The following is a 16192-nucleotide window of genomic DNA, read 5'->3' as shown; positions in this document are numbered from 1 at the left end:
ACTCAGCGTGACAATGGCTCAAGCACGGCCACTTCCTCGTGGACCCAATGTGTTGTTGGCATATTTAATGCTTCCGACTCATACTTCGCGAACAGCGAGGGGATCTCATCCCAATATCCGTCTTCTGTCGCGCACCAAGTGATGAGTCCATAATAGGCAAAGAATCTATCATCTGGAGTGGCGGCTTCCATCTGCAACACCCACCTGAAGGTTGAGAGGCTTCTCTCAATGTCTTCCGCTTCATCCCAAGCCCGGCTCATGGCTTGATGGAGGAGGAGTTTGGCCGGAGTGGCTTGTTGGAAGGCTGCTCGTCGCTCTGAGAGGTGTGTCAGTTTTTCTGGATTGAAAACTGGACCGCAGCCCAGGAGCAAGCCTGCTTCGAGTTGAGTTGCAAAAGCTGAAAGCAGAGCTTCAAAATTCGCGAAGAGGACGTCCGCTACACCCACTTCATGGCTCCAAAAAAGGATCTGCCCTGGGTTCCCATCAGGCGGAGGGGCAAGATCAAGACACCACTGATCCCCGTCTCCGATGCCTGCAAAATCGAGCCAGCGGGGATGTCGCCAAACGGGCTGGACCGGCAGATGCTTCTTCTGCTTGACCCACTCCGGTGGCCTGCTTGCCCAGGCAGTATTCAGCAACAGCTCCTGGTATTTTTGAGGCGAAGCAACGACACCGCTGAGTGGGGAAAAGTCCAGATATCCCATCAAAAGCCCGTTTCCACTAGCCCCGTTGTGAATCGCATAAGAAGCCTTGAAATCATCAGGGAGGGGAAAGCCCAGGGCCGTTTCGGCCTCATTGAGTTCTGCAGGGGATACTCCTGGGTTCAGATCGATGGCGCGCCGGGGAGCAAAGGTCTGGAACCAGGTATCAATTCTCTGCCAGAGGGTGGTAACTGAGTCCATAGTGTATGCCTTTCTCTTCAAAATGCTCTGTTTTTCTTTCTTTTCCTAGCAAGGGCCTGCAAAGCGGCAATGAGTCCCTTTAACAAGCAGACGGTAAGCCCCGAAAGTGGTCAAGAGCCCACGGGATACGCAACGAGCTTGCAGCAAACGAGCAATGAAGGAATGGAAGAGATTGTTGAAAGCAGACAGGGACTCTCGGCCCTCATGACAAGCTCAGAGGAGCAATGACACCTCGCTCAAATCGCCTGTTTGTTCGCCAGTTCCTCCTGTATTACTTGATAGCGAGAAAGGTGGGGACGCCTGCCACGGAAACACGCCGTTGCGGTGGTCCCCACCAGGCATTACAGGCGAGCCGGTCGGACCACCTCCAGCGGTAATGCGAACGCACTTCACGAGGGGGACGTGGTGGTGGGAAAACCTTCTCAGGACACTCAACAAGCGCGATGATCTCGGTGTGTTGACGACGCCAATGGGTCGTCCAGGTGCGGCGAAGCGCTCGACCTGCGACATCCACCCATCGTATTGGTCCGAGAAGGACAGGCGTTTGCTCACACTCAGCCAAAGCAGGTGGGGGCAAGAGGCGACGGACAGCGCTGACCCGTCGAGCACGATTGCCTTTGGCACCTTTCGCCAGGCATTGTTCTCGCAGAGAACAGCGCTGACAGTCGGTCTGATACGCGAGATAGACGGCACGCTGAGTGAACGCATTTTCTTGGCGCACTTCGCTCAACCACAAGCTTGCTCCCGCTGGACAGCGAAGCTTGCCATCCTCTTGTAACGTAAAGGCATCAGCCCCGAAGCGTCCAGTGGCTCGTCCGAATGCTGCGGCCCACTCCCACGGCCCATACTCCTCAACTGGTTCTTCAATGGTGAGAAGCACAGGAGGTGTCTTTTTCGGAGATGCCCACTCGATCTCGCGTAGCTCAGCTTTTTGCATAGCCTGTCCAAGTGAGAGCCGGAGGTTCCATACCCATTGACACGCAATCTGCCAGGGTTCTTGTCCACACTCGGTGTACGAACACCAGCGGTCGGGATCTTCTTCGACATCTTCATCCGCAAGTACCGCTTCAAAGGCTCCCCGCCCATGATAGAGATCGAGCACATCGCGCGACGAGGAATCCATCGATGGGCAGGGTTGTGATGAAGACCTCATACACCCACTCACCGATGCACTTGCCCACCGACACCCTCTTGCCTGGTGCGGGGGCACGATGCCGAGCCACAATGATGCGGGTTTGAGGTACCCCCTCATCCAATGACAACCAGCCTCCATCAAACAACTCGACCTCCTCATCACTGTTCACTCTGGTCACCCTCGCGGTTGGTAGGTGAGCGAGCACGCGCTGGATCTGAGGGTGCTCCAGGACGCGATACCCTCTCGCTCGTGTCACCAGATGGACGCCTGCTGCAATCAGTTGTGCAATGGCTACTGTATCCCCATATTGCCCGTCGAGGCGAACAAGAGCTACCTGTGCAGTGAGCGCAAAGAGCTCCAGGTAGGTTGTGATGGCCCGAAGCGCGGAAGCGAGCTCTGCTTGATAGTCACCATTGCCCCGGCCTGCAAAGGTGCCGATCCATTGACGAGTATGCATCTGAAGCGCGACGGTGCGTGTGCGGACGACCTCACCTCGTTTTCGTCCGGTGTAGCCTGGCGCGCAGACCGCATCGAGTCGGCGTCGAGGGGGAGGCAAGCTTGGATCACAGGGCAACGCTCGCTGCCGTGCTGCCTGACGTGTCGCATCGACATCAAAGACGATGTAGCGGCGGCTCTGTCGATCCCAAATACCGCCGATCGTCTCCGAGGTCCACCCTTCAGTGAAGCCGTATTGCTCGAAGAGCTGGCGAAACACTTCCAAGCAGGGACGATCGACACTCGCCAGAAAACGGCTGAGCGTGGCACGATGGGGAAGGTTCGCACGCTCAAACAGGGCCATGAAGGCTGACCCAAAGGGAGTGACTCGCTCAAAGAAAGCCGATAACGTTCGTTCTCCACTCATCGCGTACCCGAACAGGAGCGCGAGAAAATCAATTGGTTCATAGCTGCCGAAGCGTCCGCGCACCAATTGGACTTGATGGGCGAAGGCTTCTAGAATCCCTTTCGTTGTGAGGTGCTGGGACAGGATGACGACTTCGGCGAACCACGCTGGCACCGAGGGACGATCTACGGGAGAGGTTTGGACCTCTATGCTCGGGTTGGGTATCATACTCAGAGAGACCTCCTTGTGAGAGTATGGTTTGTTTCCCTCTCATTAGATGTCTCTTTTCTTTTTATGCTGCTAGCTTGCTGTCAGCTCGTTGCGTATCCCGTGGGAAGAGCCAGTTTATGTGTCAAACGACATATCTTCTGCCAGATAAAGGGTTGTTACGCAACCTCGCTGATAGTGGGAAAAAGCACTTCCGCTGGAAACGTGCCAATGTACTCAACAAGCCACGTTGCTTTCTCGATGGTCTCCGATCGGTTGCTTGAATCAGCAAACTTGCGTAACAACCGATAAAGTGCCAAATTGCCAGATAACTTGGCGCGATAACGAGAAACGCTTAGGAAACAACAGGTATGATGCCTAATTTTATTCTCCAGCGATGTTTCGCCAGATTATGTGTCACTGCTTGTCTGCTTACAGCCGCTAAAACCATCGGCATATTATCTTGCAAAGCCGCCAAGAATTCAGGTAAATGACACTTTTCAAGACTATAGGAATTTGAGAGAGGATACGAACCAGGAGCAGGTTCTCTCTAGTGGGTCACTTGCCAAGTCCTATGGCATTGCCGATGTGCCGGTAATACCGCACGGAACGAATGCGTCGCGGCAGCACGTATTGAGTGGTCGCTCCTGATCCTCCCTGCCGGTGACGACGGGCATACGCCCGATCACAGCGGGCATGGCGCTTGCCTCCCCAGGTGAATGGCGTGGGATGACGATTCCACCCTTCGATCGTGTCAGCAAGCCAATCTTTGAGGATCTCCACATCGTAGATATGATGTCCCTCCAAAGCTCGTCGGATGATAATGCGCTGCACGGATTCGGCCATGTTGAGCCAGGAACCAGCACAAGGCGTGTACAAGAGCCCAATGCCATGTTCTCCACACCAACTCACCAGATCGCGACTGTAGTGGCCTGCGAGATTATCCAAAATGAGCAGCATACGCAAGGGAGGATACATCCGATCCAGTTGCTCCGCCGCAGGAAACGGGTCCCAATCTTGCCACCGCCGCCCTTCTGGCACCAGTTCTGGGGCAGGCGGACATTGCTTGAGAATGGCCTCCAATTCCTCCTTGAGCCAGGGATGCAAGATGGCATTCGTGCTTTGATCAACGGGTTTGGCTCGCAGTTCACCAGTGGCTGGCCGCGCACAAGGTCAAGAATTTGCAGGTCTTGCCACGAATGTATTGATGGTCCTGGCGGCCCGGAGTTCCCTCTAGCTGCCAGGCGTAACCAGGAAGAGGAATAGTTTGATAAGGACCTGCCTCATCTTACACCACAAGGGTAAACCGAGCCGTTCTGCCAGCACATAGGCTCGCTCTATCGCCGTTTTTTTTCCTGTGTAGAGGGATCTTCCTTTTGATAGACCGTCCCGTCTTTTCCTTTTTTGAGCGTTCTGCCAGTATGGCACCAGGTGCGATCTTTCTGCCAACTGTAGCCAGCCTCGTGCAACGTATGCAGGATCGTGAAAGTGCTTACCTTTGGCAAGCCATCGCTGGCCTGACGCAAGGCGCGTTGCAGCAACGTGAGTGACCAGGTTGCCGTGGCATCCTCCTTGCGGTCAGGAGTTCGGTGGGCCTCTTGCAAAATCCGTGTCCGTTCCGCTGGCCCGTACGTTCGATGGGGTCCCAGCCTGGGCAAATCGTCCAGGGCTAAGATTCCCAAGCTGTTACATCGCCTGGTCACCTTTGTGACTGGATCGTGGCCTTTCCAGCCGGCGAGGCGTGCTGCGCGCACTCAAGCTTTTCCCCTCAGCCACTGCCAGTAAAGCCACTGCTCGCTGATGGCGGATACGCGGCTCACTTGAGGCTCGACTCACTCGCTGTAATTCCTTCTGTTCCTCTTCGGTCAATGCTCTCAACGGTTCCGATGCTAAACGCGACATCTCCGGGCTCCGTCCATATGGTTTTCCTCAGCTTCTCACATTCCTGTCGCAAATGGCAAGTGACCCACTAGTTCGTATCCTCTCTTCTGCACCTTCTATTCTTGTTCAGGTTGAGCTTCTTCTGCCGGTTTGCCCCAGGGGAATACCGTCGGCTCCTCAGCAATGTGGATCATCTCTGTGATCGGTTCGGGCTTTCGGTTGAAGGAGGGCTTAATCTCCAGACGATCATGATGAGCCTTGATCTCATCCTCATGCGTCTCGAGATAGGCATTGATGGCCTCCTTGCGGCCACCCACTAGCTTCTGAATGGCGAGGGTGGTAATGTACCAGCGCTCTAACGGACGGCGCGTTTCGTTCCACTGCATGAGCGTATACACTGCTCGTCGATAGCGCTCATTGCCCGCTTCAGGGGCCTTCATCCCCGCGAGTTGAGAGGTTTTCATGGCCGCGTAGCGTTCGCTATCGTGTCGTCTCGCCTGGTTGCGCAAGTGACGCGCCTCTCGCTCACCTGCTGCTAAGAGATAGGTTAACAGATCTGAAACTCCTGTCAGGGCCATGCCTTCCCGTAACAGGACCGTCGTCTCTGCTGGGAGGTTCAGCTGCTCCAGGTTGAGCGAAACCTTTCCATCCTGCCGCACCACACTCCCCTGCATCTGGTCTCCCAGAAGTTCTTGCTTCTCATACGCCGCAAAGGCTCGGCGCAAGAGTTCGTCATCTTTGACTTCGCGTTTGACCTGGCGGGCGATCTCTTCCCGCAGATCATCACCCCAGGCCCGCGTCTGGATCGTCGGCTTGAAGGTCGAGTAGCCGGTTTTGTTCTCTTTCGCCGCTTTCTTTCGACCTTTCTTCAGCACATTCTTCAGGAGGAGCTGCTCCGGATGGGTGTTCTCCACCCATGTTTCATACTCCTTGCGGAACTCATCGAGGACCGTCACGCCAGGCTGCCCTAACCGCACGCCCTGGCGGCCATCAATGTTGCCATCTTTATCCGCAATCTTATAATCCGCGTAATTGGCATGACTGGCATAATTGAGTCGGATCTGCTCGACCTCTTCAGGTGGGGTCCCATCTTCCACTCGCGGCTCCAGCACAAAACGATGGCCCTGAATCTGCGCCATGTACGTGATGTCGGCCACCGGCGGGGGCGCATACCAGAAGCAGGCAATGCGGGCATACATTCCCCGAAAGTTATGCACGCTGACTTTCTCGCGCGTGGCACGCACCAGTTCCTCCAGATCGCCGTAGCGCCGTTCCACCGCCTCGTTGACCGCCTTGCCATACTTCTGACTGACCTGCTCAATCTCCAGGCCCGTACAGTCCACCAGGGAACGCAGCCGCTGGACGGTCTCCACCACCAGAAACGCTCGCACCAGCGTCGGGATTTCATAGCGTTCCGACTCGCGACCTCGGCCCTTCACCTGTCCCTCAAACCAGACGGTATAGGGCTCCTTCACACGGAATTCCCCGGTTTTCATGATCTCGGCCAGGCGACGACCGGTACAGACCGCGATGCCCACGACCAGGTCTGCCCACTCTGGCGAAAACAACAAGGAGAGCGCCCGCTCCACCAGGGCATCAGGATCTTTGAGCAAGACCTGCTGCTTCAACCGCTCCTGCGTCACCCCCTGTGCGCGCGCGTTCATCTGCACCCATTCTCCCTCCGAGAGATTGAACACCCGCAGCCCGATATGTTCTCGTTCATTCGTCCGCGGATTCTCCCAGCTATTCTCCTCCGTCATTGGCAACAGACGAATCAAATGCCGCAGCTGCGTGATCGGTTTACGCAGAGAGTCACCAGACAATCCCCGCTGCGTCTTCCACCACTCCAGTTCACGCTCCCACAGCGCTCGCAACTGGGACTCCTGCGCCACCGTGGCACGGCTCACCACAGGCTCTAAGACTTCGTTCCAGCGCCGCTGGACCCATCCCAAAACAGTCGCCATCTGCTCCTCCTTGGTTCAAAAACAACATGTCTTACACACAGTGTAAAATGTCACTCTGTTACTGTCAAGTAGTAACTATATTTTATTCTTTGAAGCATGTGGTAAATTGGGCACCATCTGCACGAATATTGAGATATCATGTAGGAAATCAGCGCAAAATCTAGGAATCGACTGACGGACATCTGGAGAAACTGCTCCTCATCTGAAGTGCGAGCGTGATATACTTGTCAATACATTGTTCGCGACTGCTGCTCTCGGGAAACACCGTGGTTTCTTGCCTTTTTGGGGAGTTAGTGGAAGCGGAATACTTGAGCGTCCATCTACCAAAAAGGTAAGGGAAATGTCGCAGATCACGTTCGCTGATTTTGTCGAGACAACATTCAAAAAATTCAATATCCCAGGCGTTGCCGTAGGGGTATGGGCTGATGGCAAGGAGATCTCTGCCTGCCACGGAGTGACGAGTGTCGATAATCCACTCCCCATCGATCAGAACACCCTATTTGCTCTCGGTTCGATTACGAAGTCTTTTACCGCAACCACCCTGATACATCTGGTCGCAGAAGGAAAGGTCGAACTCTCCGCGCCAGTCCGCCGCTATCTTCCAGAGTTTCAGTTGAAAGATCCACAAGCTGCAGAGAACATCACGGTACTCAACCTGCTCAACCACACCTCCGGGCTCGACTGGCGAGTCAACGTCGACACTGGCGAAGGGGACGACGCCTTGCAACGCTACGTGGCGAAGATGGCTGAAGTTGATCTGATCGCCCCTCTTGGGAGCCGGGTCTCCTACAGTCAAGCGGGATATAACCTGCTCGGACGTCTCATCGAGAACGTCACGGGCGTCGCATTTGAGCAGGCTGTTGCGCAGCTCCTCTTCGAGCCACTGGGGCTGTCGCACAGTTTCTTCGCACGCGATGATATCATGACCCGGCGCTTCGCGGTCGGACACGACCGCGCTCAAGACGGGACACTGTCCATTGCACGTCCGTGGCGGCATTCGCGCGGCGATGCCCCTGGTGGGGGCATCGCCTCCTCGGTGGCAGACCTGCTGCGCTGGGGCCGGTTCCATCTGAGTGACGGTTGCACAGAAAGCGGCATTCAGGTCCTCCCCACACATGTGCTACGGCAGATGAAGGAGCCCACGGCTCAGTTGCGAGCGAGTTCCCTTGGCGACGCCATTGGTCTCTGCTGGTTCCTGCGCGACGTGGACGGCGTGCGCACCGTTGGACATGGCGGCTCGGCAAACGGCCAGTTCTCCGAGTTGCTTCTCGTTCCTGAACGCAATTTCGCCGTCATCTCGCTGACCAACGCTGGCCCAGATGGTATCCCGTTCAACCAGGCCATCGTCAGATTCGCGCTTGAGCACTATCTGGGACTCGTCGACCGCGACCAGGAGCCCATCCCGTTTGACGCGGCGCGGGCCAGAGAGATTGCCGGAACCTACGAGAATGAGATGATGACGTTCACCATCGACACGGTTGGGGCCGGGCTCAGGCTCGCGGTTCGGATCAAGCCAGAGATCCGCAAGGCCTCCAAGAACGCACCGCCCCCGGACCCCGAGCCTGCCGATTTCGGCTTGCTGCCCGGCTCATCCAACGAGTACATCATCACCAGCGGTGAACTCAAGGGGCAACGCGGCTTTTTCACCCGCGACACGAGTGGCGTGGTCGTGGGAGTAGACCTCGCTGGCCGGTTATTCAGTCGGGTTCCACTCTCCTCCGAGTAAGTCCAGGAGAAAGAGGTACCGCTCACTTTCCAGAAAAAAGTCAGTGTGTTTCACGCCTCTCGGTGGTCACTGTCCCTTCCTTGTGGCTGGTGACAGTGATCCTACCTCTCCCTCCTTCTTTAAAGCGCCGACAACATCCCAGTCTCCATTCCCCTTTTTGACCCATCGCTGTCCGGTATTGGGGGTCGTCGTTTTGCGTCTGTCGTGGGACTTGAACCGCAGGACTCCACCATGCGCATACAAGCACAATCAGGACATTCCACGGTATTGTCAACTTGCTAACAAACGAAAATTTCTGACATACTGATGGCATGAAACCATCATCTGTTTCCCCTTACAAAGGGTTCCGCTTCCCACCTGAGATTATTGGTCACTGCGTGTGGCTGTATTTTCGGTTCTCGCTCAGTTTCCGTGATCTCGAAGAGATCATGGCTGAACGTGGAATCAGCATGACCTATGAAACAATTCGCCAGTGGTGCCTGAAATTCGGTCAGCAGTATGCCAATACACTCAAGTATCGCTCTGGTAAGCTGGGAAACAAGTGGCATCTCGATGAGGTGTTCTTGAAAATCAATGGAAAGCAACACTATTTGTGGCGTGCTGTGGATCAGTATGGCAATGTCCTTGATATTCTGGTGCAGAGTCGGCGCAACAAAAACGCTGCCAAGAAGTTTTTTCGCAAGCTCCTCAAAGGGCTGCAATATGTGCTGCGAGTGATCATTACAGATACGCACGCTAGTTACGGTGCCGCCAAAAAAGGGATTATGCCAGGAGTCGAGCACCGCCAGCACAAAGGGTTGAATAATCGGGCTGAAAACTCACATCAACCAACACGGCAACGAGAGCGGACGATGCGCCGCTTCAAATCTCCTGGCCATGCCCAACGCTTTCTTTCCGCCTTTGGCCCTCTTTCCGATCATTTCCGTCCCAGACGGCATCGTTTGCGAGCAGAGGAGTATCGAGCCCTCATGCAGAAGCGATTCCGGGTATGGAATGAATTGACAGGGATGAAAGCAATCGCATAGCGCTTCATCATCCGCTCTCCATATTTTGCCTTTCCCTTTCTTCCTCGTCATTCCCAGAAAAGCTCTTCATTTCCTTTGATAAGTTGACAATACCCCATGCAGGATTATGCCAAGGTGGTCCGTTGACTCGTTGATGAAGTCTATCCCCATGCCGAGTACATTCGCCTGGTCCAGGATAATCTGAATACCCATACACCTGCGGCGTTCTACGAAACATTCCCGTCAAGTGAAGCTCGTCGCATTCTGCAACGCCTGGAGTTCCATTCCACGCCAAAGCACGGAAGCTGGTTGAATATGGCTGAGATCGAGATCGCCATTCTGGAGCGCAACGCGTTGTCACGCCGCCTGGAAAACGAGGATGTTTTGCGTCGTCGTGTGTTGGCGGTGGAAAATGAGCGTAACAAACAACGGCGTGGCATTTCCTGGCAATTCACTTCGTGCGATGCACGTCGTAAGCTTGAGCGGCTCTATCCTGTGAAGGAGTTCTTATCGGATTTTCCTCACGGTTCTGTTTGATCTTGACAATGAATCGAACATGCATTAATATAACGCCTACGGATATATCATAATCGGATATATTTTTGCGCACTGCTTTCTTTCTTCATTTCTCATCGGAAAGGAGTTCCCTTATGCCCATTCGTGCCGTGATCTTTGATATTGGTGGAGTGCTCCTCCTCGAGACCCCTGAGGACTTGGCAATGAAATGGACGAGACGACTTGGTCTCAAAGATGGGGAATTTATGCAGTTGTTAGTCGCGTCCGGAGTCATTGGCCCTGCGAACGTTGGCGCCATCACGGAAGAGGAACTTTGGGGACGACTGGGAATGATCTATCATCTCGATGATGACCAACTGCGCGAATTTCGAGATGACAACTGGGCCATGCAAGAACCCAACATGAAACTCATTCACTTTCTTGAGAGTCTGCGGCCACGCTACAAACTGGCGACATTGAGTAACGATTGGCCGGGAGCCCGCGAGCAGCAGAACCGCATGTTTCAGTTGGAGGAAATGCTAGGGATAGAGGTTATGCTCTACTCCTGCGAGGAGGGGATGCAGAAACCGGATACGGACTTTTACCTACTCGCCTGCGAGCGCCTTGGGGTACACCCGGAAGAAGTGGTCTTCATTGATGATCGCGAGCAGTGTGTAAAGGGCGCGCAACGAGTGGGTATGAAAGCTATCCTCTTCAAGGATACCGACCAGACCATTGCCGAAGTACAAGCGTGCTTGGAAGCTTCAGAAAGCAGCGAGACCTGTAGGATACCTCTCAAAGATGTGCTTACAAGTAGGGATATGCAGCTCTGCCCATCGGTTGACATCACCAAAAGCGGGACAGATCCACATTTGAGGGCAAAATCGGCTCGCTTCGTAGGGCATTTCCTCTGAAAGTCCCGAATGGATGACTTTCATTCGGGGTGGTGCATCTTGGATGCATGGGATCTTACCACTATCATAGAAAAATATAGAAGAACAAATCGGAGAAAAATATGGAAGAACAAATCGGAAGCAAAGCATTACGACCCAACCCCGCGCTTGAACCCTTGAAGGTGTTAGTGGGGCAATGGCAAACCACCGGGTCTCATCCCTACCTTCCCGGGATAATCTTGCATGGCCGTACAACTTTTGATTGGCTTGCTGGCGGCGCGTTCTTGATCATGCACACAGAGATTGACCACCCTAGTTTTCCTGACGGGGTTGCGATTTTTAGCAGCGATGATGTGGCGAAAACCTATTTTCAGCTTTCCTTTGATGAACGCGGCATCTCCAGAAAATACGACATGACCATGACAGGAAATCAGCTCAAGTGGTGGCGTGATGAGCCCAGTTTTTCTCAGCGATGCACCATGACCATAGAAGACAACGGCAACAAGATAGAAAGTCAGGGTGAAATGTCACGAGAGGGAGCAGCCTGGGAGAAGGACCTTGCACTGACGTACGTACGAGTAAGGTGACACATTCGCACCTCTCTCCCTTCCCAATGGGTAATACATCTGTTCGCATACAGAGAACAGTGGAGCGAAAAAAACATCCAGTCATGCTTTATTGGCTTGTCCGTAAATATGACTGAATGTTCTTTATTGAGGACGACATATGCATATCAGAAGGCTGATATTACTATGCTGTAAACTTTGCCAATAGACTGTTGGGTTTATTGGTAATTACTCTGGTAGACTTTATCCAAATTTTCAAACAACAAGATCTGGCTATGCTGCAAAAGTGAGCGTGTCCACGAGGTGATCAAAAAGCACCCGTGGAATTTGAACGGTGTCGCCTTCATCTGACGACACCGAAAAAAAGGTGGAGGGCCACAGATGCTGGCGGACAAAGGCAAGCGTATCGGAAAAGGTGGGCAAGGCTTTGGTGTACCAAGCCGTCTGACGAATGGGAAAGGGGTGCTTCCCCAACAACTGCTGCGCAAAAATGGTCACGAGCGAAAAGAGGCCCAGGAGAGCAGGTGTGGTGCGCATAATCGCCAGATCCGACCATTGGCGTTGGGTCTCCACGCCCAAATGAGCACGCACCTCGTGAAACGTCACTTCCAGCGTCCAACGCAAGACAAACCACTCGACGATCTGGACTGCCAGTGCCTCTTGATCCGCGCACAGCAAAGCCATCGGCTCGTATTGGCCTTGGGGATCGCGAACGAGCACCCAGCGGATGGCAACTGGAGGAACGGGAGATTGATACCACAGAGCCGTGCCCGTGGCAAGCTCCATCTCTCGCTTGGTTCCTCCATACCAGCAAAGAGTGTGTTTCTTCCATTGTGTGGTGGAAGCGATGAGGCGGGCAGAAAGCTTGGGCTGGGCTTGGCCTTTGAGAGCATTCCTCCCTCGTTTCCCGGCTTCACGCGCGGCAGCGGGCTCGTACAAGCATGCATCCAGACGCAAGCGTGTGAGGATGCTCGCGCTGGGCAAGCGACTCACGTTCAGCAGCAACGAGAGCACAGCATAGGTGCCATCAGCCACGATCACCAGGCGTCGTGCAGGCAGCCAGCCAGCGAGTGACTTGCAGGATCATCTGCCAGGCCCAATCCGTAATGGTTTTGTGTCGCATGTTGCGTTCTTCGTGATAGCGCTCCGATGGAGCCAGCGCGGTCAAAAAGGGCAAGGCCCAGACCCGCTGTGCCCAGGGAATTGGCGTGAGCAGCAGTATCGAGATCCAGCGCAACCCATTTGTTGCGCACAAAGAACTCTTTGCTCGAACGAACGGGATCACGAGAGACCCCGCGTGCCGCAATCTTGCGACCTCGTCGGCGCTCGATAGTTTCGTCGATCCCCAGGATCACTGGCTCAGTTGCGGCAACAAACAGAGACACCAGCAGCACCAGCAGGCGGCGACTGAGTTCTCGCGAGGACCAGATGGCACGACTAAGCACACGGTGATAGTTCTGGAAGTGCTTTTCCTCGGCACATCCCATCACGCGCAAGATGGCGGTAACCGTTCGCTCACCAGGAGCCAAAATCGCCCCAATCAGCAGCACTTTGGCCCATTCCCAAATCCTTTCGCTAAAAGCGGTTTCAAAGTGGCGCAACACGTGTATAATCCTTTTAGGCAGCGTCTGCATCTCTCTTTTTTCCTTGGTAAGAATTTTGAGAGAAGCTTACTCTGCCTTTCGTTTTTTGTCTAGTAATTGGATAAAGTCTACCTCAGAGCATCCCTAACATCTCCCACCTTTCTCGCGGAGGGTTGTCACATGGAGAAGGCATCACCACCCATTGGAACAGTTTGCAACGGCTGTTTGGTATACGAGCAGCAGGGCCAGCACCTGACCGTACTGCTCGATACCCCGTCCTGGTATACCTGGCTGGAAACGGCCACCACTTTCACCTTTACCTGCGATGAGGGAACCTTTCTGGAGCAGGGCCTGCGAGGACCAGTGACACTGGTCTCGGCTCCTGCTGGCTCTGGCAAGACCACCCTGCTGGCCGAATGGGCTGCTACGGCTACGAAGCCGGCGGCCTGGCTTTCCTGCGAGGAGGCAGAGAACGACCCGGCGCGTTTCCTTTCCTCACTCATCGCTGCTCTGGCACGCGTCGACGCACGCCTGGACAGCGCGGCTCAGACGGATTGGCCCTGGCATCCCCACGAGCACGAACAAGTGCTGACTCGCCTCCTTAACGACCTTGAGCGCCTGCTCCAGCACGACACTGTCTTGATCCTGGATGACGTTCACGCTCTCACGACCGAGGTGAGTCAGGCCCTCCTGTTGTTTCTGCTGAACCATCTCCCCTCGCGTCTGCATCTGCTGCTCGGCACACGGGTGGACCTACCGAGACTTGCACGCTTGCGGGCGCGTCAGCAGATCTGTGAACTGCCCAGAGAGGCTCTGGGGTTTCTATCCGCTGAAGTTGAGGCGTTTGCACACGCGATGGGGCTCCCGCTCAGTTCTGAGGCGATCCGTCTGCTGGAAGAGCAGACGGAGGGCTGGATTGCTGGCATCCAATTGTTGACGCTGGCCCTACGCGGGTATATCGATGCTGCAGAAGTGCTCCAGACGACGGGGGTAACTCATCGCTTTCTCCTGGATTATGTGTGTGAAGAAATCCTGCTGCGGCAACCACCGGAGATGCAGCGCTTTTTGCTCGGACCAGCATTCTGGAGCGACTCACCGGGCCGCTCTGCGAGAGCGTTACTGAAGAGTCTGGTGGCCAGCGGAAGCTCGCAACCCTGCTCCAGGAAAACCTCTTCGTCAGTGCGTTGGATGACACAGCTACCTGGTATCGCTACCATCCGCTCTTCGCCGAAACGCTGCGCACCCTGCTCCAGCAACAGGAGCCAGCGCTGGTGCCGGAACTGTATCGTCGAGCCAGTCGCTGGTATGAACAGCATGGGTGGGCAGAGGAGGCCTGTGAGTATGCGTATCAAGCTTCCGACCTGCCTCACGCAGCACACTTGCTGGCGGAGTTGGTGCCATCTTTCGTGGAACAGGAAAGCTTGTGCGCCTGAGACACTGGCTGGATCGGCTTCCGCAGGAGGTCATCGCGGCCTCGGTGTATCTCTCCCTTGCCTTGATCTGGACCCAGCCCCTACGCACGTCGCAGCCGCCTGACCCTGAAGGGGTCATCAAGCACCTCACAGGGCTGCTCAAGACGCATGAAAAGGACGATCCCGAGGCACAGGCAGAACTGCAACGAGAGCTGGCGTTGCCTGTTGCAACGCTGGATCTGGCCCGAGGGGATATCCCGCAGGCGCTATCCCGCGCTGTGGAGATGACGCGTTCGCTCACGGGCCCCGAGACAACCTGGAGTCGGTTCACCCTCTGGCGCCAGCGCGTGCTCCTTGGAGCTGCCTATCATGTCAGTGGGGATTCGGAGCAGACCTTGCGGCAAGCCTTGCCTGAGGGCTCACCCAGCCCCAATTTCGTGGTCGTCGCCAGTCTTGATGAGCTGTACGAGGAGCTGGGGCGATTACGCGAACTGGGACGGCTCTATGAGGACTTGTTCCGCGCGCTCGCCTGGCACCACCATCTCCCGTCCCTGGCTCTCGCCATGGCGCATCAGCGCTATGGAATCCTGTTGTATGAGTGGAATCGCCTGCAAGAAGCGGAGTCCGAGGCGACGCAATCCCTCGAACTGGTTCCACACCTGGATCTTGCTCGTGCCAGCAGGGGCTGGCACTACTCGGACTCGGAGTCCTGGCGCGTGTGGCCCTGGCGCAAGGCAACATTAATCGAGCCAGGCAGCTCCTGGAGAGCGAAGCGTTTGACGTGGCGCAGTTTCCCGTTCCCCAGGCGAGCAAAGACGTGTTGATCCTGATTTCCGTCCGCCTTGCCCTGCGTTGCGGGCAGCTTGATCCTGCCTTGCAGTGGGCCTCGACCTGCGGGTTACACTCTGACGATCCGCTCACGAGCCCCCTGGGGAAGGGTCGCTACGCGGGCTATGTCACGTTGGCGCGGGTTTTGATCGCACGTGGACGAGGCCACCCGAATGCCCTGGCGCTCTCTCAAGCACAGATTCTTTTGGACCATCTGCTGGAGATCGCCGTTGGGACAGGTGCTCATGGTCGGCTCATTGAGATCCAGATGCTGCGCGCGCTAGCGCTGCACGCCCAGGGCAAGACCAGGCAGGCGCTAGCCACCCTGGGCCCTATCCTCGCTCAAGCCGAGCCAGAAGGGTATCTGCGCCTGTTTGCCGATGAAGGCGAGGTGATGGGGCACCTGCTCGCGCTGATGGTCCCCTTTACCACCGCCTCGCCTGACTACCTTCAGCGCATCCAGGCGGCGATCGTGCCCGTCTGGCAGACCCAGCCCGATGCCGCGACGCAACCAGTACCACGCTCGACGCTCTATGAGCCGCTGAGTGCACGGGAGTGGGACGTCTTGCAACTGGTGACCGAGGGCCTCTCCAACCAGCAGATCGCCGAGCACCTGGTACTCAGCCTGTATACTGTCAAACTCCATGTCAAGCATCTCCTGGCGAAACTGGGCGCCACGAATCGCACCCAGGCCGTGGCCCGGGCACGTGCCTTGCACATCCTCCCTCCCTCCCTCCTGAGGAGGACATGATCCC

General features: G+C 55.6%; 18 protein-coding genes. 9 read left to right on the top strand and 9 right to left on the bottom strand.

Going from position 1 to position 16192, the window contains the following annotated elements; all coding sequences use genetic code 11:
* Positions 1 to 2 precede the first annotated feature (2 nt).
* The 3 genes from JMJ16_RS09110 to JMJ16_RS09100 all read right to left on the bottom strand — a co-directional run bounded on the left by JMJ16_RS09110 (position 3) and on the right by JMJ16_RS09100 (position 3106).
* Positions 3 to 902 carry an SMI1/KNR4 family protein gene (locus JMJ16_RS09110; RefSeq protein WP_201380496.1) on the bottom strand — a complete coding sequence of 300 codons (900 nt, stop codon included), beginning with the start codon at positions 900 to 902 and terminating at the stop codon, positions 3 to 5.
* Between the two features lie 271 nt (positions 903 to 1173).
* Entirely contained in the window at positions 1174 to 2055 is an 882-nt protein-coding gene (locus JMJ16_RS09105) for a transposase (protein ID WP_236601322.1), read from the bottom strand.
* Positions 1970 to 3106 carry a hypothetical protein gene (locus tag JMJ16_RS09100; protein ID WP_236601126.1) on the bottom strand — a complete coding sequence of 379 codons (1137 nt, stop codon included), beginning with the start codon at positions 3104 to 3106 and terminating at the stop codon, positions 1970 to 1972. Before JMJ16_RS09100 ends, JMJ16_RS09105 begins: the two co-directional genes overlap by 86 nt.
* A 119-nt stretch (positions 3107 to 3225) precedes the next feature.
* Here JMJ16_RS09100 and JMJ16_RS09095 point away from each other — a divergent pair, with 119 nt between their 5' ends.
* A complete protein-coding gene (locus JMJ16_RS09095; protein WP_201380493.1) occupies positions 3226 to 3369 on the top strand; it encodes a hypothetical protein in 144 nt (47 codons plus the stop codon).
* Positions 3370 to 3643: 274 nt separating this feature from the next.
* Here the strand turns inward: JMJ16_RS09095 and JMJ16_RS09090 are convergent, their stop codons facing one another.
* From JMJ16_RS09090 to JMJ16_RS09080, 4 genes are all read right to left on the bottom strand, one after another.
* Complete coding sequence (locus JMJ16_RS09090) at positions 3644 to 4168, bottom strand: transposase (protein WP_236601321.1); 525 nt, start codon at positions 4166 to 4168, stop codon at positions 3644 to 3646.
* A 254-nt stretch (positions 4169 to 4422) separates the two neighbouring features.
* Entirely contained in the window at positions 4423 to 4767 is a 345-nt protein-coding gene (locus JMJ16_RS53875; protein ID WP_236601319.1) for a hypothetical protein, read from the bottom strand.
* Positions 4768 to 4771: 4 nt separating this feature from the next.
* Positions 4772 to 4987 (bottom strand): hypothetical protein, encoded by a 216-nt coding sequence (locus JMJ16_RS53870; RefSeq protein ID WP_236600602.1) that lies wholly within the window; start codon positions 4985 to 4987, stop codon positions 4772 to 4774.
* Positions 4988 to 5082: 95 nt separating this feature from the next.
* Positions 5083 to 6930 carry a protelomerase family protein gene (locus JMJ16_RS09080; RefSeq protein ID WP_201380491.1) on the bottom strand — a complete coding sequence of 616 codons (1848 nt, stop codon included), beginning with the start codon at positions 6928 to 6930 and terminating at the stop codon, positions 5083 to 5085.
* A 274-nt stretch (positions 6931 to 7204) separates the two neighbouring features.
* On the opposite strand from JMJ16_RS09080, the gene JMJ16_RS09075 reads away from it, so the two are divergent.
* The 5 genes from JMJ16_RS09075 to JMJ16_RS09055 all read left to right on the top strand — a co-directional run bounded on the left by JMJ16_RS09075 (position 7205) and on the right by JMJ16_RS09055 (position 11635).
* A complete protein-coding gene (locus JMJ16_RS09075) occupies positions 7205 to 8656 on the top strand; it encodes a serine hydrolase (protein ID WP_236601317.1) in 1452 nt (483 codons plus the stop codon).
* Positions 8657 to 8967: 311 nt separating this feature from the next.
* Positions 8968 to 9681, top strand: a complete 714-nt coding sequence (locus JMJ16_RS09070) for an IS6 family transposase (RefSeq protein WP_201380490.1) — start codon at positions 8968 to 8970, stop codon at positions 9679 to 9681.
* A 159-nt stretch (positions 9682 to 9840) separates the two neighbouring features.
* Positions 9841 to 10197 carry a transposase gene (locus JMJ16_RS09065; protein WP_201382797.1) on the top strand — a complete coding sequence of 119 codons (357 nt, stop codon included), beginning with the start codon at positions 9841 to 9843 and terminating at the stop codon, positions 10195 to 10197.
* A 113-nt stretch (positions 10198 to 10310) separates the two neighbouring features.
* Positions 10311 to 11069 carry an HAD family phosphatase gene (locus JMJ16_RS09060; RefSeq protein WP_201380488.1) on the top strand — a complete coding sequence of 253 codons (759 nt, stop codon included), beginning with the start codon at positions 10311 to 10313 and terminating at the stop codon, positions 11067 to 11069.
* A 101-nt stretch (positions 11070 to 11170) separates the two neighbouring features.
* Positions 11171 to 11635, top strand: a complete 465-nt coding sequence (locus JMJ16_RS09055; protein WP_201380486.1) for a hypothetical protein — start codon at positions 11171 to 11173, stop codon at positions 11633 to 11635.
* 252 nt (positions 11636 to 11887) lie between these two features.
* On the opposite strand, the gene JMJ16_RS53865 is transcribed toward JMJ16_RS09055, so the two are convergent.
* Complete coding sequence (locus JMJ16_RS53865; RefSeq protein ID WP_236601315.1) at positions 11888 to 12649, bottom strand: hypothetical protein; 762 nt, start codon at positions 12647 to 12649, stop codon at positions 11888 to 11890.
* A 2-nt stretch (positions 12650 to 12651) separates the two neighbouring features.
* Positions 12652 to 13248, bottom strand: a complete 597-nt coding sequence (locus tag JMJ16_RS53860) for a transposase (RefSeq protein WP_236601313.1) — start codon at positions 13246 to 13248, stop codon at positions 12652 to 12654.
* Positions 13249 to 13377: 129 nt separating this feature from the next.
* Here JMJ16_RS53860 and JMJ16_RS09045 point away from each other — a divergent pair, with 129 nt between their 5' ends.
* Genes JMJ16_RS09045 through JMJ16_RS55930 form a run of 3 tightly spaced genes read left to right on the top strand, consistent with a single transcriptional unit; the run spans position 13378 to position 16188 of the window.
* Complete coding sequence (locus JMJ16_RS09045; RefSeq protein ID WP_201380484.1) at positions 13378 to 14733, top strand: AAA family ATPase; 1356 nt, start codon at positions 13378 to 13380, stop codon at positions 14731 to 14733.
* The gene (locus JMJ16_RS55935; protein ID WP_201380482.1) at positions 14621 to 15433 is read left to right on the top strand and encodes a hypothetical protein; all 813 of its coding nucleotides are present in this window, start codon (positions 14621 to 14623) and stop codon (positions 15431 to 15433) included. The genes JMJ16_RS09045 and JMJ16_RS55935 overlap by 113 nt, the downstream gene beginning before the upstream one ends.
* The gene (locus JMJ16_RS55930) at positions 15328 to 16188 is read left to right on the top strand and encodes a LuxR C-terminal-related transcriptional regulator (protein WP_201380480.1); all 861 of its coding nucleotides are present in this window, start codon (positions 15328 to 15330) and stop codon (positions 16186 to 16188) included. Before JMJ16_RS55935 ends, JMJ16_RS55930 begins: the two co-directional genes overlap by 106 nt.
* Positions 16189 to 16192 lie beyond the last annotated feature (4 nt).

It is taken from the genome of Ktedonobacter sp. SOSP1-52 (genome assembly GCF_016587395.1).
Note: the sequence above shows the minus strand (reverse complement) of the source record. Positions and strands in the feature narration are given on the sequence as shown.